The following is a 14733-nucleotide window of genomic DNA, read 5'->3' on the forward strand; positions in this document are numbered from 1 at the left end:
GGACCTCGAGGTCTGGGGGATGAAATCAAGAAAACCGTGGGCGAAATGCCGTGCTACCTTACGTTCGACGTCGACAGCATCGATCCGGCCTATGCGCCTGGCACGGGCACGCCGGTTGTCGATGGGCTGTCGCCAAGGGATGTCATCGAGACGATCCGGGGCATCTCGGACCTCAACATCGTTGGCATGCATGTTGTGGAGGTCTCCCCCCGTTTGATCATTCCGAGATCACCGCTTTGTTGGGGGCGTCGATGCTTGCAGTTACAGGCCAGTTCTATAACGGATCCGTTCTGCCTCGATTTCGGCTTGGGTGAACGGGTCTGATTCATCATCAAAACGCGTCCAGCCTTGTTCCCGGTAATCCGAGCGGCGCCTGGCCAGATCGACCAAGTTGGATCGCTGCAAAATGTTCTGTGCGTCCGCTACCCTGGATTCATCGGTCTTGACGGTTACAACCGTGCCGCCGCGTCGAATGCCTTCGGCATAGACGTGGGCATCATCTTCCGCGACCCCGGATCCCGTCAGCGCTCCGATCAGCCCTCCTGCAGCCCCACCGACAACAGCGCCAGCGGCAGCACCTGCGGCTGTCGCCGCAAGCCAACCGGCCGCAACCACTGGCCCGACGCCTGGAATAGCCATGAGGCCCAAACCGGTAAGAAGACCGCCGGCCCCGCCTGCCAAAGCCCCTAGACCGGCGCCAGTTCCGGCACCTTCGGCCACTCCATTGTCATTGTCAGGGTATCGCTCCGCAGCGTTGCTGGAAACCACGCTTATTTCTTCGTCGGTAAATCCAACATCTTGCAGTGTTCCCACCGCGGCCAGTGCGTCGGAATAGTCATCGAAGAGTCCCGTTGCGGTTTTCATGACCATCTCCAGTTGGGTTCGTTGGAGTTATTTCGCAACCACATTGCCTTGGTAGTCGAGCGAGACCATAACGGACTTTCCATCCTTGGTCGCTGAAGCTTGCCATATGCCCTTGTCATCCAATTTCAGCCCGGTGACGCCGGCATATCCGGCGGCCTCGATCCGTCCTTTGGCCTGTTCTTCAGTGAAGCTGTTCGCGCCCTCGACGGGGGCCGTCGGGTTCTGGCTGTCGGGAGTTGCTACTGCTGGCGTCTCGCCTTGAGGCGATGGCGTGGGTGTTGGTGTTTGTGCGTTCAGCGTAGTAGCCAACCCGGCGAGTAGACAAACCAAAATCAGTTGTTTCATGGGGATGTCCTTTGAGAAGAGGTGCCTCTCTGATCCGTTCAACTAACGAGCACTACTAAGGTTCCGAACGGCTGGGCCGGGGTGTCCAGAATTTGACTGGTGAAGCCGCGCCGTCGTTGTTCGGACGAAGGATTAATGCGCGCGAACCTGCAAATGGAGGGATTGGAGCAGCCTCCCAACAAGGAACATGACCTACTCCAGCGTTACTCCCGGCAGATAATTCCCCGGCAATGGGTGCCCTGGTGCTGCACCTTAAATGCGGAACCTCTTGCCGGGGCTGGTCGACCCCGGTTCCCGCCTTTCAGGCAGCGCTATGCTGAACCCCTTTGCGTGGGGATCAGCAATAGCTTGCCGGTGGTCGCCCGGCTTGCCATGTCGGCATGAGCACGGGCGGCATCAGAAAGCGCGTAGGTTCCACCGACGTGCAGCTTGAGCGACCCATCGTGAATCCAACGGAACAACTGCTCGGTGCGGGCGCGAAGAAGTTCGGGCGTACTGATGTGATCGAAGAATGTCGCATAGCCGATCTTGATGCTCTTCGGCAGGCTCATGATGTCGAGTGGCCCCGGACCGCCAAGCACCGGCCCATACCAGCAGAATGTGCCGGAGCGACGAAGTGCTGCGAGCGACCCCTGAAAGGTCTTGGGACCGGAACCGTCATAGACGACGCTCGCACCTTCTCCCCCGGTGAGACGCAAAACTTCAGCGGCAAACTTCCCCTCCGTGTCGACGATAACGTGGTTCGCGCCAGCCGCTTTTGCGACGTCCACCTTGTCGGTCGACGAAACGCGGCCGATCACATGTCCACCCCTCAGCCGGACGATCTGTGTCAGCAGCAGGCCGACGCCACCCGCCGCAGCATGCACGAGTGCGGTGTCTCCAGGCTGGATCGGGTAGAAATCGGTGGCGAAGTGGCTCGCGGTCAATCCTTGCATCATGAGGGAGGCTGCTGTCTTGTCATCGATAGTATCGGGAAGGCGCACGAGCGCATCCGTTGAGATCAGGACGTGCGAGGCATAGCTTCCTGGCGCGTAGACCCAGGCGACCCGGTCTCCGATAGCGAAACCATCGACCCCATCACCAAGCGCGACGATGCGTCCTGCACCCTCGACGCCGAGAATTTTCGGGTTGGGGCTGTCTGTCCACGCCATGCCCTGGCGCACGCCGATATCCATGAAGTTCACGCCTGCGGCCGCGACTTCGACCACCACATGCCCCGGGGTGGCGACCGGTTCTGGGAGATCGACAAATTCCATCACCTCGGTGCCACCGATTTCATTCATAACCACGGCTCTCATGATCTTCCTTTCTTGACTGATCATTCCAGAAACAAGCAAAATATTTTGCCCTCATGTCACTACCCGAAGCGCGATCCTGGCTAGGGCCTTGAGCTCTTTTGGCCCCGCGCCGCCGCGCGCAGCGATGCGGATGCCGGCAACATTGGCGAAGAGGAAATCGGCAGTCTCTTCCGTGGAAAGCGTTGCGTCGAGATCCCCTTGCGCCTGAGCCTCGCTGATGCATTGCTTGGCGGCATGCTTCAATCGCCGATCAGCAGCCTGATGAATTGCCGTTAGGTCAGGTCGGTTCTGGCCGAACTCGCAGACCGAGTTCACGCCAAGACAGGCCCGTGAAGCATTTTCGACCACTCGGTCCATCATCGCCCGAATGCCGTCCTGGGCACGCGGCGCACCGCGCAGCATGGCGATGTGGGCTTCCGTTTCCGCAGCGGCGTAGCGTTCGACAGCAAGGCAGTAGAGCTTCCACTTGTCGCCGAACGTATCATAAAGACTCTGCCGGCCAATCTTCATCGCACGGACGAGCATTTGGGTGGACGTGCCTTCGAAACCGTGTTCGCGAAACACCTCGATGGCGTCATCCAGCGCCTGCTCTCGATCGAATTCCTTGTTCCTTGCCATGGATGCGATTTAGGTATTCTGGAACGATCTGTCAAGAAAAGAATACGGCGAACGCTCGGGTAACTCCTTTAGAGCGTTGACTATGACATTTCAGGTTCGGTGGTTTGATTCCGTTCAAGGGCGAGGGATAGGAGACATCCTTGCTGCCGGCCTTCTGGTCGTCGAGTGATCTGAACGCCCGAGGAGCGTCAGGAGTGGATACTTGGCAGTGCGACCCAAGCGTCTCGATTGGGGCCGGAGAACGAACCCGCTGCGCGGGAGGGCGTCCGCGGTTGAAATAGAGGGCAGAGGCTGGAGGTCGCGCCTGGGTTGAACGTCGTCCGGCAAGGGCGGAGCATGACGAGCTTCTTTGCAGCCATTAGGCGCCTCGGGCTTTGCATCACGCTGCATCGGCTTCGCATGGACGAAAACTAGAACTTTAGGACTTTGGCAATTTCAAATGCCAATTGATCTTGCGTGTAGGGCTTGCCAAGACGTGGTAAATCTATTCCAGCACCGGGAGGCAGATCGGCGTAGCCGGTTGCAACCAGAATAGGAAGCGCAGGGTTGATTTCCAATGCTGCCTTTGCGAGTTGCGCGCCATTCATCCCCGGCATCGAATAATCCGTAATCATCAGATCGATCTGATCGCCCCCACCCAGAAGCTCCAGAGCCCTTGCGCCCGAATTTGCCTCAAGGACCTCATGGCCGAGATCTTCCAACATATCGACGGTGCTCATGGCGATAAGCGCGTCGTCGTCAACCACCAGAATCTTTGCTCTTGCTGTCACGCCCGGCTGGGCTGGCGCCAGGTCCATCCCCTTATCCTCTATTTTCTGCGTCGTGGAAGGAAACCAGATTTCCGCTTTGGTTCCGTGCCCAGGCGCGCTGAACAACTGAAATTTGCCGTTCAACTGGACAGCAAGCCCATGAATCATCGATAAACCCAAGCCAGTACCCTTCCCCAATTCCTTGGTGGAGAAAAAGGGGTCAATCGCTTTCTTGAGCGTTTCGCCATCCATTCCATGCCCGGTATCTGTTACTGAAATCCGAAGGTAGGATCCCAAAGCTAGCCTATCCTCGGGCATTGATTGAGCAAGATCGAGTTCCACGACGAGTGACCCACCGTCCGGCATCGCGTCGCGCGCATTCACAGCCAGGTTGAGCAAGGCAAGTTCCACCTGATTGCCGTCCACCAGTGCGTGCGGCAGCCCGTTGGTCAAATTCAATCGCAGAGCAATCGCCGAGCCGATGGAACGCTCCAAAAGATCGGTCATGCCGCGGATGAGTTTTTCCAGATCAACGGGTTCGACCTGAAGATCCTGTCGCCTGGCGAAGGCGAGCAGGCGCTGCGTCAGCGCCGCACCACGACGGGCGCCCTGCATCGCACCCTCCAGAAGCCTTGCCGCCTTTGGGTTGTTTACCAGGTGCTTTCTCAACAGGTCGAGATTGCCCATGACGGCCATGAGAAGATTATTGAAATCGTGGGCAACACCGCCTGTGAGCTGTCCGATTGCCTCCATCTTCTGTGCGTGGCGCAAATGCTCCTCAGCCCGCTCCCGCTGCGCCACCTCAGCCAAGAGTGTATCATGCGCCCGGCTAAGCTCGGCCGTTCGCTGAGCCACGCGCTCTTCCAGTGTATCGTTCAGGTCCCGCAACTGGTCTTCGTAGCGTTTGCGGTCAGTGATATCCGACGACACGCCAACCAAACGTTCGGGATGGCCGCTTTTGTCCGATACGACGCGAGCGCGGATTTCCGTCCAGTGAACGCTGCCGTCGGGCCATAGAGTGCGATGGTCTATGGCGTAGTCGCGGCCGCTATCGATGCTTTCCTTCACGGCGTTGAGGACGCGCTCCCTGTCATCCCCGTGGATACTTGAAAGCGCTTCCTCATAGGAAAAAGCCATAGTGGCCGGACGTCCGAAAATTGCCTTGCACGTGTCGGACGCCGCAAACCGCATGCTGTCCAATTCAAGTTCCCAGGTTCCGAGCCGGCCGGCAAGAAGCGCTGTTTGAAGACGCGATTCTCCTTCGCGAAGCTCTTCAATCCGAGCGCGTGCCTCGTACTGGCGTCGCCGTCCCCTAATTGCGGTGCGGGCCACGCTGGCAAAAGTGACAGCATTGAATGGCCGCTCCAGGAAAGTCACGTTACCGAAAAGCTCCGACAGTCTTGCCGCCGCAGGGTTGCGTTCGGGGCTACCGCCGCGATGGGTTAGAATAATGAATGGAAGATCGGACCAGCTAGGCTGGTTGTTTATCCAGGAAGTTATCTGCCGCAGATCGGAAAACCGAAGAGCCTCCTCCGTTGCAACCGCAAAAAAGGTATCGTCATTGAGCGATTGAGCGAATTGAGGAAGATCACTCGCTATCGCACAAGCGATGCCAATTTCCCCCAGCAGCCTGTTTGCGACATCCGCGTCTCGCCCCTGCGGAGTGAAGACCAAGGCCAGTGATGTTACCGGGTCAGGAATTTGCGTCACTCGCGCTTGAGGAATTCAGCAGCGGCCCTGGCGTGCCTACAAACGTCGGCACCCCCCTCAGCACACCTTGGAAACTGGACAGGGGTTCACCAAACGACAACCCCTTGTTGCCTATACCGAACTCGCGGATTGTGTCCTCGTGGTATCCGGTTCGCTTCTTGATGACGGAAACCGCCCGCCGCACCTTGCCGGCCGCCTCGAAATACCGGAGCAAAACAACGGTATCGGCCAAATAGGTCACATCCACAGGCGACTTCATATCGCCAACCAGGCCATGTTGAGCAACGGTCAGAAACGTATTGGTGCCCTGCCTGTTCAAATATTGAAGCAGCTCATGCATGTGGAGAATGAGTGCGTTCTCCTCCGGCATGGAGGCTTGATAGCCGTTGATACTGTCGATCACCACGGTCTTTGCCTGGGCACTATCCACGCGCTCACGGACGCGATGGGCAAACTCACCAGGAGAAAGTTCCGCTGCATCAAGTTGCTCGATATGGAGATCACCCGACTCTCGCATCGTCTCCAGATCGATCCCCATGGCACGCATGCGTGAAAACAACAGACCGAGTTCTTCATCGAAAACAAAGACAGCCGCCTTCTGCCCCCTTCGAATAGTCGATGCCACGAACTGAAACGCAAAGGTGCTTTTACCGGTACCTGCGGGGCCTAAGATCAGCGTGCTGGATCCCAGTTCAACACCCCCACCCAGCAGCGCGTCAAGCGCAGGGATCCCGCTGCTCAACGACACGCGTGCAAAATTCGTCCGGTGTTCAGAAGCTACGAGACGAGGGTAGACAACAACACCACCGGTCTTGATCGTGAAATCGTGATAACCGCCTCGAAACGCCTGACCGCGATATTTCATTACCCGCAGTCTGCGGCGTTCCGGACCGTAATTAGGAGCCAGCTCTTCAAGATGAATGACGCCGTGAACGACACTGTGCACGGTCTTGTCCAAGGTATCCGAGGTCAAGTCATCGAGAAGCAGGACTGTTACGCTTTGCCGGGCGAAAAAGTGTTTTAACGCAAGAATTTGCCGACGATACCTGAGAGAGCTCTGTGCCAAAAGTCGGATTTCCGACAAACTGTCGAGAACAACGCGGCTCGGCTTTACACGCTCGAATGCCTCGAGGATCAGTTTTAGGGTTTCGCCGAGCTCGAGGTCTGAGGAGTACAGCAGGCTCTGTTGCCTGTCGTCGTCAAGAAGCGTTTCGGGAGGGGCAAGCTCGAAAACCTCAATGCTTTCATCGATTGTCAGACCATGCGACGCCGCACCCGCGCGCAATTCGCGTTCGGTTTCCGATAATGTGATGTAGAGGCCTCGCTCGCCAACCTCACTCCCTTGGATAAGAAATTGCAGGGCGATAGTTGTTTTCCCTGTGCCAGGATTTCCTTCCAGCAAAAACACGTGCCCTTTGGAAAGCCCGCCGACCAAGATGTCATCCAGCCCGGATACTCCCGTTTGCGCCTTTTCCACGTTGGGGTCTTCACTCATTCACTGCCCTCATTGTTCGTGCGCTGCCCTCTTTATTCGTGCCGAAAGAACTAGGGCAAAGGAGCGATCTTTCAACTGAAAGGCTTGCCCCTTTCCGGTCATCCTTCCGGCATCCAATTTCCGGCAGGCCACTGCCCGCGCCGGAAACAAACGCGATGTCCCGCCGTTTTAGAGGACAGTCACATACAAAGGGAGGATGATCCCATTGGCGTTGAACAAGCCCCAACGAAGTGGCGACTAGGGGGCCGAAGGCTTCCGGGCTCCGAGTTTCGAAAGCAGACCTTGAGCCTGGCGGGCGCGTGATCTGACGCGAAGTGGACCTTCAGTCGCCCTCGGCTGAACGCACGCGCCGACGCCCCCCTTCGTAAGTCCGAAATCCTTGGTTTCAGTCCCATCATTTCAGCTATAAGGTGGGAGACATCGCCCAAAGGGGATTCAAGGCATATGCCCCCAGAGAAGAAGGACCGTTCGCCTGTTGCGCTGGAACAGCGCGACGTAAGCGCCGACCAGCGCATGTTCTCGCCTTCCGTTGCGCGAAATTCGGCGCCGATCCTCGCGGTCCTAAAACGTGTCCTTCCAACACATGGCGCCGTGCTGGAGATTGGATGCGGAACCGGCGAGCACGCCGTGTGTTTTGCGGGAGCAATGCCCAACCTCACCTGGCAGCCGAGCGATCCGGATGCCGACGCCCGCACCAGCACGTCTAGCTGGATCGAATTCGCAGGGCTGAAGAATGTGCTGGCACCGCGGGATATTGATGTGTGCTCAGGACACTGGGGCGTCGAACAAACGGGGCATTTTGACGCCATCGTGTCGATCAATATGATCCATATCGCGCCATGGGCGGCAAGCTTGGGACTGTTCGCAGGAGCTGGCCGTTTGCTTCACGCTGGTGGGCTTCTTCTTCTCTACGGCCCATTCATGCGCGACGGGGCACACAACGCCCCCTCGAACGCTGCTTTCGACGCGGCTCTAAAGGAGCGCAACCCATCCTGGGGTGTGCGTGATATCGCTGATCTTGAACAAGTGGGTGAGGCCGCTGGACTTAATCTCCGCGAGACGATCGAGATGCCTACCAACAATATGTTGCTGGTCTTCTCCAGCGGTGGTGCCTGAACGACAATCGTCCCAGGTGCCCATGCGACGAGAAATGGGAGGACGCGTCGTGTCAGTCGCCACTGAGCCGGTGCTGGGCGTTGCCAAGGAGATGCGCTCGGTTTTGGCCTTTGGTCAGCGGGTCCTGGAGGGTAGTGGCCTTGGTCCGGACACCTGTGACTTCATGTTCGGTACCCCCAGGGACGGTCGCATGGGGCGAAGCAGAAATGTATCCGGTTCGTGGAGAGCTGCTGCGCGAAGGTGATGACTACTGTTAGTGGCGCAACTTCGACCTCCAGCGTGGTCGACGGCAATGTCTGCTTTCAGGCGGCGGCAGCTCACCTCAACGGACGACAGGCGGGGAGGCGCATTGCGGACTGACGGCCTATCACCAAAAGGGACTAATGTTAGATCATCGGAGGCTTCAGAAGCGCGCCAATCCGCGAGATACTAACCGAGGGAATAAAATCGAAGTCGGCGCAGATGGCCATCGCCTGATCTTTGGTCAATCCCGCTGTCGAGGTAACGTTCGTGTCACCGTTGCCAACAGCCCAAGCACTCTCCCACAGCACCGCCAGCAAGTGGGCGCCGCTCTGCATGTTCTTGACGGTCTTGTTACCGAACTTTCGCCATAGGTGCTCCGCTCGCTCCTTCGGCTTGCCCAAAAAGCTGCCGAACTCGTTGACGACCGCCATCGGCGGAATTGAGGTGAAGGTCTTGCGCATCATCTCAACGGTTAGCTTGGCGGCCTCGAAACCGGTCGTAATCATCTCCTCAGCTTCGGTTTTTGGGGTGCTGAGAAGACCAGCCAGGACCTTCTCACGGAAGGCGCTGATCATGGTGTCTTCATATCCCCCATGGACGCCTTTGCCGAAACGTCTCATCTCCGTCTGGCCCTTCCGCTCGCCGCGCGTGAAGGTGTACTCGACCAGACGCAGCGGATCACCGTCATGCAGATATGAGATATGGAGCGGCTGGCACGCATCCCCAATGTAGTGAGTGAGCGTGCCCGCAGCACACACGAACTCTCGGGGCTTGTCGGCGGCGGCGAACTCGACCATCGCGTCGAATGTTTGCCAGACCCGGAAAGGCAGCAACCCGCGATACTTTTCGGCTATCGCGTCGCCGCTCTCAAGATCGGTGACTGAGTCGTAGAAGGCTGCCCATTTTCGGGGGTCGATGAACGTTTTCGGGTCGTCCCTACAAAGTTCCAGGAGAGTCTTTCCATTGGGATCGGGCTGATCCATGTCGGCGAAATGATTGGGCCCCTCGAAGGTGCGGGCGAATCCCTGCTTCGCGATACGTGGCTTCCAATAGAAGTCCGGCACATCCGCCAGTGCCACAAAATCCGCAGAACCCATTCCTGAGAACTCCCCCGCGAGGATGGTGGCGTCATCGTGACTGATGATGTCGGCATTGTTTTTCATCAGCGTGTTGAGTTTCGGCGACCGGTTCGACAGCGCGACCTGGGCGCGATTGGCGATCGAGAAGTGACCGATGGCACTCCATGTGTCGGGCTGATCGAGATTCCAGTTGCGGACCGGGTCGACGCCTAGCTCGGCACACACGCGCGACAGGAGCGTTGCCAATACATAGCTCTGCGGGCGCGCTTCGCCGGCCGAATAGAGCATGTTTCGGCCCCACTGCATGGCCAGCGGCTGGTAGTCCTTGTGCTTGGCCTTGGACTTAGGCGATTTGCCCTCGTCGTCTGGCTCGAGAAGCCAGAGTGTTCCTGAATCACCGGGGTGGGTTGCGAACGTTGGTTCTTTCGCCTTGTTGGCCTCAGCAGGACGGGGGCCAATGAGCAGGTCAGCGACGTACTCAAACCCGCCATTGGTCTTGTAGCGGTAAAAGAGTGCGGCTATCTCGCCCTCCATCTCACCGCTTGCGGCACCGGTACCACGAACGTCGCGACCGATGAGCGCCAACGAAATGGTATGGACTGAGAGGTCGACCATCTTTCCCATTTGGCCGACATGGCGGATTTCGGCGGTCCAACGGTCGAGATTGTCGATGTCGATGAGGCCGACATCGAGATTGACGTAGACGTCGCGGCCCGGCCAGCCGGGGTAGTGCGTCGTGAACAAGGCGCGCGTCAAATGCTTCTCGGAGCTCACGCCAATGCGCTGTTCCTTACCGCCTAGCCGCGAATAGATAATTTCACCCGCTTCGCCGGCGACATGTCGGTTCGTGAGGGCATAGACGGTGTGACCATCGCTCACCAGGCACGCGATCGTGGCAGCGTACTCCTGGCCCTGGTTGCGCGCGATGACGGGCCACCCGCCGCCGATATTGTTGACCGGAAAGACCGTGCTGAGCGGACGCGTCTCGTTCCGGCTTTCCTTGGGCGCTTCAATCACGCACACCGGGACGCTGCGGCCATCCGGCAGGTATAGCGTCTTCGGCACTAGGTCGCCTGGCTCTAGCTCTTTTTCTGTAACCCAGCGTTCGACGAAAACGAGTATCGCTGGCCAGGAGTAGTAGCGAACTTGCGAGTTCGCGAGCGTGCGCGCGTAAGTGCCGTGGACTTTGCCCTCGCTGCGCTCGGTCGGCCAGCTATCTTTGGTGCGGATGCGGTAGAGGCCGATAGCTGTCGCGATCACGTTCGCGTGGCGCATGAGGTGGATGTGGTACTGGTCTCGTGCATCGAGAAGATCGCGCAACGAGAGTTGGTCATGGGCTCGATCAAGACGTTTCGTAGCCATGCTGCCCCCAACAGAATTGCGATTCTAGTATCGCCTCAACAACTCTCGCCGTCTAGGCCAATGTCTCATGTGTTCCACGGTTGCATTTGGATTTAGTATTAATGGTCACTCGCAAGGTAACCCTGTCACACTCCCTTTTCGAATGTGGCCATTGGAGAAGCAGACCGTCGGCCTCAGAACTCTATCGCGTGCTATGAACGACCAACTTGAGGGCGCAATGCTGCGTTCACAGACTTAAGCGTGGACGTCGCCTTAGAGGCGGACAGAATCGCGCTCCCACCAGATCGCATAATGTATCAACGGGAATAAGGCGATTTGGCCTCGTGCAGTTCAGCTGGAGGAGGCGAGCCGTGGGTGTGGCAACCGGGGGCGGGCATTCAGCGGTGTCAGTCAGGGCAGTTGCCAGTTTGATGTCCCGCCAGCAAAGGTTTGGCGCACCGTGCACTACGGCGTCTGCTGCTTCCGTTTTTCCTCGTCGTATGCGCGGTGGTCAACCAATTTGCTATGGGAGAACTTCGACCGTAACCGGCCGGTCCGCAAGCTTCTCGAGAGTTGCCGGCGACGCCTTATAGGTCCCGATGTGAAGCGTCTGGTCTGAGTAATCGATGCCGGCTGTATTGTAGTAAAAGCCGAGGTTTCCCCACGGGACGAAGTAGATGAGGTCGCCGTCTTCGGGGTCGGATCCGGGCGAGCCGATGTGCTTGAGCTTACGGGGCAGATAGCTGATTTTTTCGCGGCCGGCGAATTCCTCAAGCTTGAGTGTGAGCGGCAGCATCGAAAGGAAGTCGCGCACTGCTGGACTGTCTTCGCCGACTGTTACGTCTACCGTCGTTGCACCATCGGTGAACCGCACGACCCTACCGATCACTGAAGTCGGATTGCGATCCTTTGTTTGAGCAAAGGACATGGTGGGCATTGCGACCGAATGGGCTGCGAGCAAGAGTGCAACCATTTGACGATTGAAGCGCGACATTCTTTCGTTCTCTCGGTTGGCACCGGCTCACTGTTTCCGGCGCGACATGATCGGGATCGAGGGGCTTTCGTTCCTGCTCAAGCCTTTCGACACCGACCAATATAAACGGTCGAGCAGCATCCGATTACCTCTGCCACTTCGCTTGCCGTCATGGGCCTAGTTCATGAGTCCCGCTCAGTCGGGCGAAGATCATCAGCCGACTGATCGATGCGCTTCATAAGCGCATGCGCATTTCCGGCGCTAATCGCGCAGCCAGATCGAAGGTACTGTCTCTACCAGGTTGATCGTTGACCGCCAGCAATCGCCGCGAAGCCATGCAACCCAACGGGAGGATCCATGAAAACCCGTTTTGAGCCAGTGTTGAAGCCTTGGACGACAACGCGGCGATGCGTTGCGCCTCTCCTGGGGCGCGCCCGACGTCGCCTGGCAGGTAAGGCAACCGGCCCCGTGGTCTCCGCGGAGGCGCTCGGCGATGCTATCGATCGTGAAGTAAAAGAGGGCCTTGCCTACATGTTCTGGGGCCGGCTGGTCGCGCTGGGAACGCTCGCCCTGGGGGCGGTCCTTGCCGTCCCGCTCGACCGTTCGGGCCTATATGTGGCTGCCATCGTGGCTTTCGGGTTGCTCAATGCACTTTCCTTTGGCTTGGCACGCAGCAGTCGCTTTGCGACAGTGGCGACATGGTCGTTCGTCGTCATCGACGCAGCGATATTGACTTACATCTTTGTCACGCCTTCGCCGTTCGCCGTCGAAGGCTGGACGTCCCAGCTCAATCTTCGCTTACCGAATTTCCTGTATCTGGGTGTGTTTCTGGTGAGCATGGCGCTCACCTACTCGCCAGCCCTCGTCGTCTGGAGCGGCGCGGTCACCATTATCGTCTGGAACATCGCCTACTGCTGGGTCGCCACGCGGCCCGATTCCATCGCATATGGGAGAGATTTGCTCGATGGCGGGTTGAGTGATGCTGACATCATCGCGCTGGTGCTCGATCCGCGCTCCGTGAGCCTGATCAATCTCTCATATCAGACGATGTTCCTGGTGCTCGTGACGATCATTCTCGCGATCGCTGTTTGGCGCTCGCGCCGGCTTGTTCGCAAGCAGGTCGCGGCGGAGGCCCAGCGCAGCGCCTTGTCGCGCTACTTCTCGCCGAACATCGTCCGCGAGTTGTCCAGCGGGTCGAATGGCTTTGGAGAGCCTTCGCTCCAGACGGCCGCGATCCTCTTTGCCGATATGGTGGGCTTCACCAGGGTTTCGGAGGGGCTCGCACCAGAGGATCTCGTTAAACTGCTGAAGGAGTATCACGCACGTCTGGCGACGGTTGCCTTTGCCCACGGCGGGACCGTGGACAAATATATCGGAGACGAGATCATGGTGCATTTTGGCACCCCTCGTCCCCGGAAGGACGATGCCGCGCGAGCGCTTGCTTGCGCGCGGGACATGCTGGAGCAGGTCCGGCAGTGGAACGAGCAGCGGCTCGCTTCTGGCGAATACCCAATCGAGGTCGGCATCGGCGTCCATTACGGCGAGGTCATCGTCGGAAACATCGGAGACGAGCGTCGCCTCGAATACACGGTGCTGGGCGACACGGTGAATGTAGCGAGCAGGCTCGAACGGCTGACGCGCACGATTGGGACATCCCTTGCGGTCAGCGAGGACCTACTGATCGCGGCACAGGCGCAAAGCTCGAATCTGGGGCCTACAATCGAGGAACTGCGGCCAGATCAGATGCACTTCGTGCGCGGGCGTCGGCGACCGATCGCCGTCTGGTACCTTCCGCGTGCGCACAAGCATGAAGGGCGAGGCGTAGCCAGCCGCCGCCAGCACTCGGTCCCGGCACAGTCGAAGCAAGTGGATCCTATCCTGCCTGTGACCGGAACTACGACCTTTGATATCTCAAGGCGTCTACCACCACCTTGAATGCCGGCGAGTTCTGATGCCGGCTCGGATAGTAGATATAGTAGCCGGGGAAGGGCGGTGACCAGTCGGAAAGCAGCGCGACCAGACGTCCCGCCTCGATATGATCGGTCACCAAGTCCTCCGGCAAGAAGGCTATCCCATGACCTGCAAGCGCGGCGTCTACCATGGGATAGGACGTGTTGAACGCGAGTTGTCCGTCGACCCTGACGCGAAGCTCCTGGCCGTTCTTCTCAAACTCCCAGATATAGAGACCCCCGCCGGTTGCCTGGCGCATGTTGATGCAGTCGTGCTGCATCAAATCCTGTGGATGCTCCGGGATCGGCCGATCTGCAAGATACTGCGGAGAGGCCACGGCGAGCATCCGCCAGTCGGGTCCGATCCTGACCGCGATCATGTCCTTTTCGATGCTTTCGCCGAGCCGAACACCTGCATCGAAGCCGTCTTCGACGATGTTGCGCAGGCCATTGTCACGACTGAGCTCAATCTTGATATCAGGGTACTTCGACAGGATCGGTTTCAGCTTGGGCCAGACGATGGTTTCGAGCGCATGATCCGACAGGGTAATCCTGATCGTACCCGACGGCGTGTCGCGCAACGCCGTAAGTGCCGCCAGATCGCTCCTGATTGCGGATATTCTCGGCGACAACGAATGAAACAAGCGATCCCCGGCTTCAGTCAAGGCAACGCTTCGCGTCGTCCTAGTCAGCAGTCTCAGCCCCATCCGGGTTTCGAGCCGCTTGATCGTGTGACTGAGCGTCGACTGGGTTATGCCAAGCTTGGCGGCTGCCTTGGTGAAGTTGCGCTCCTCGGCAACGGCGAGGAACCATAACAGGTCATTGAAGTCTTCTTTGGCCATCGATTTTCGCTTGGTCCGCCTCGGTCGATTTATGGTGCGTGTCGATAAATGTAAGCGAAGCATGGCGTCTAATCCATAGCCGTCTCCTTTGTTAGCGTCTGTGCTGAGACA

The 14733-nt window shown here is 58.4% G+C and carries 11 protein-coding genes; 2 read left to right on the forward strand and 9 right to left on the reverse strand.

What is annotated here, in order from left to right; all coding sequences use genetic code 11:
- Positions 1–261 precede the first annotated feature (261 nt).
- The 6 genes from ASD02_RS07365 to ASD02_RS07390 all read right to left on the reverse strand — a co-directional run bounded on the left by ASD02_RS07365 (position 262) and on the right by ASD02_RS07390 (position 7079).
- Entirely contained in the window at positions 262–864 is a 603-nt protein-coding gene (locus ASD02_RS07365; RefSeq protein WP_057220429.1) for a hypothetical protein, read from the reverse strand.
- 27 nt (positions 865–891) lie between these two features.
- Positions 892–1209: a PepSY domain-containing protein gene (locus ASD02_RS07370; RefSeq protein ID WP_057220430.1), complete on the reverse strand. Its 318-nt coding sequence runs from the start codon at positions 1207–1209 to the stop codon at positions 892–894.
- Positions 1210–1520: 311 nt separating this feature from the next.
- Positions 1521–2507: a quinone oxidoreductase gene (locus tag ASD02_RS07375; protein WP_057220520.1), complete on the reverse strand. Its 987-nt coding sequence runs from the start codon at positions 2505–2507 to the stop codon at positions 1521–1523.
- Positions 2508–2558: 51 nt separating this feature from the next.
- Positions 2559–3125 (reverse strand): TetR/AcrR family transcriptional regulator, encoded by a 567-nt coding sequence (locus tag ASD02_RS07380; protein ID WP_057220431.1) that lies wholly within the window; start codon positions 3123–3125, stop codon positions 2559–2561.
- A 410-nt stretch (positions 3126–3535) separates the two neighbouring features.
- Positions 3536–5584: a hybrid sensor histidine kinase/response regulator gene (locus ASD02_RS07385; protein WP_057220432.1), complete on the reverse strand. Its 2049-nt coding sequence runs from the start codon at positions 5582–5584 to the stop codon at positions 3536–3538.
- Positions 5568–7079, reverse strand: a complete 1512-nt coding sequence (locus ASD02_RS07390; protein WP_057217470.1) for an ATPase domain-containing protein — start codon at positions 7077–7079, stop codon at positions 5568–5570. Before ASD02_RS07390 ends, ASD02_RS07385 begins: the two co-directional genes overlap by 17 nt.
- A 444-nt stretch (positions 7080–7523) precedes the next feature.
- Between ASD02_RS07390 and ASD02_RS07395 the strand changes: the two genes are divergently transcribed.
- Positions 7524–8195, forward strand: a complete 672-nt coding sequence (locus tag ASD02_RS07395; RefSeq protein WP_057220433.1) for a DUF938 domain-containing protein — start codon at positions 7524–7526, stop codon at positions 8193–8195.
- A 386-nt stretch (positions 8196–8581) separates the two neighbouring features.
- On the opposite strand, the gene ASD02_RS07400 is transcribed toward ASD02_RS07395, so the two are convergent.
- Both ASD02_RS07400 and ASD02_RS07405 read right to left on the reverse strand, forming a co-directional pair.
- Entirely contained in the window at positions 8582–10879 is a 2298-nt protein-coding gene (locus ASD02_RS07400) for a hypothetical protein (RefSeq protein ID WP_057220434.1), read from the reverse strand.
- A gap of 502 nt (positions 10880–11381) precedes the next feature.
- Positions 11382–11852, reverse strand: coding sequence for a cyclophilin-like fold protein (locus ASD02_RS07405; protein WP_057220435.1), 471 nt, complete (start codon positions 11850–11852; stop codon positions 11382–11384).
- Between the two features lie 336 nt (positions 11853–12188).
- On the opposite strand from ASD02_RS07405, the gene ASD02_RS07410 reads away from it, so the two are divergent.
- Positions 12189–13766 carry an adenylate/guanylate cyclase domain-containing protein gene (locus ASD02_RS07410; protein ID WP_082555477.1) on the forward strand — a complete coding sequence of 526 codons (1578 nt, stop codon included), beginning with the start codon at positions 12189–12191 and terminating at the stop codon, positions 13764–13766.
- On the opposite strand, the gene ASD02_RS07415 is transcribed toward ASD02_RS07410, so the two are convergent.
- Positions 13726–14622 carry a LysR family transcriptional regulator gene (locus ASD02_RS07415; protein ID WP_057220437.1) on the reverse strand — a complete coding sequence of 299 codons (897 nt, stop codon included), beginning with the start codon at positions 14620–14622 and terminating at the stop codon, positions 13726–13728. The two genes, ASD02_RS07410 and ASD02_RS07415, sit on opposite strands and share 41 nt — an antisense overlap.
- Positions 14623–14733: the final 111 nt, after the last annotated feature.

Origin of the sequence: Ensifer sp. Root1252 (genome assembly GCF_001425885.1) — a bacterium.
Taxonomy (GTDB): domain Bacteria; phylum Pseudomonadota; class Alphaproteobacteria; order Rhizobiales; family Rhizobiaceae; genus Ensifer; species Ensifer canadensis.

Excerpts from the sequence above, each read along its gene's own strand:
- ASD02_RS07380 (WP_057220431.1), bottom strand. The coding sequence starts at position 3,125 with ATGGCAAGGAACAAGGAATTCGATCGAGAGCAGGCGCTGGATGACGCC.
- ASD02_RS07405 (WP_057220435.1), bottom strand. The coding sequence starts at position 11,852 with ATGTCGCGCTTCAATCGTCAAATGGTTGCACTCTTGCTCGCAGCCCAT.
- ASD02_RS07370 (WP_057220430.1), bottom strand. The coding sequence starts at position 1,209 with ATGAAACAACTGATTTTGGTTTGTCTACTCGCCGGGTTGGCTACTACG.
- ASD02_RS07365 (WP_057220429.1), bottom strand. The coding sequence starts at position 864 with ATGAAAACCGCAACGGGACTCTTCGATGACTATTCCGACGCACTGGCC.
- ASD02_RS07415 (WP_057220437.1), bottom strand. The coding sequence starts at position 14,622 with ATGGCCAAAGAAGACTTCAATGACCTGTTATGGTTCCTCGCCGTTGCC.
- ASD02_RS07410 (WP_082555477.1), top strand. The coding sequence starts at position 12,189 with ATGAAAACCCGTTTTGAGCCAGTGTTGAAGCCTTGGACGACAACGCGG.
- ASD02_RS07400 (WP_057220434.1), bottom strand. The coding sequence starts at position 10,879 with ATGGCTACGAAACGTCTTGATCGAGCCCATGACCAACTCTCGTTGCGC.
- ASD02_RS07395 (WP_057220433.1), top strand. The coding sequence starts at position 7,524 with ATGCCCCCAGAGAAGAAGGACCGTTCGCCTGTTGCGCTGGAACAGCGC.
- ASD02_RS07375 (WP_057220520.1), bottom strand. The coding sequence starts at position 2,507 with ATGAGAGCCGTGGTTATGAATGAAATCGGTGGCACCGAGGTGATGGAA.
- ASD02_RS07390 (WP_057217470.1), bottom strand. The coding sequence starts at position 7,079 with ATGAGTGAAGACCCCAACGTGGAAAAGGCGCAAACGGGAGTATCCGGG.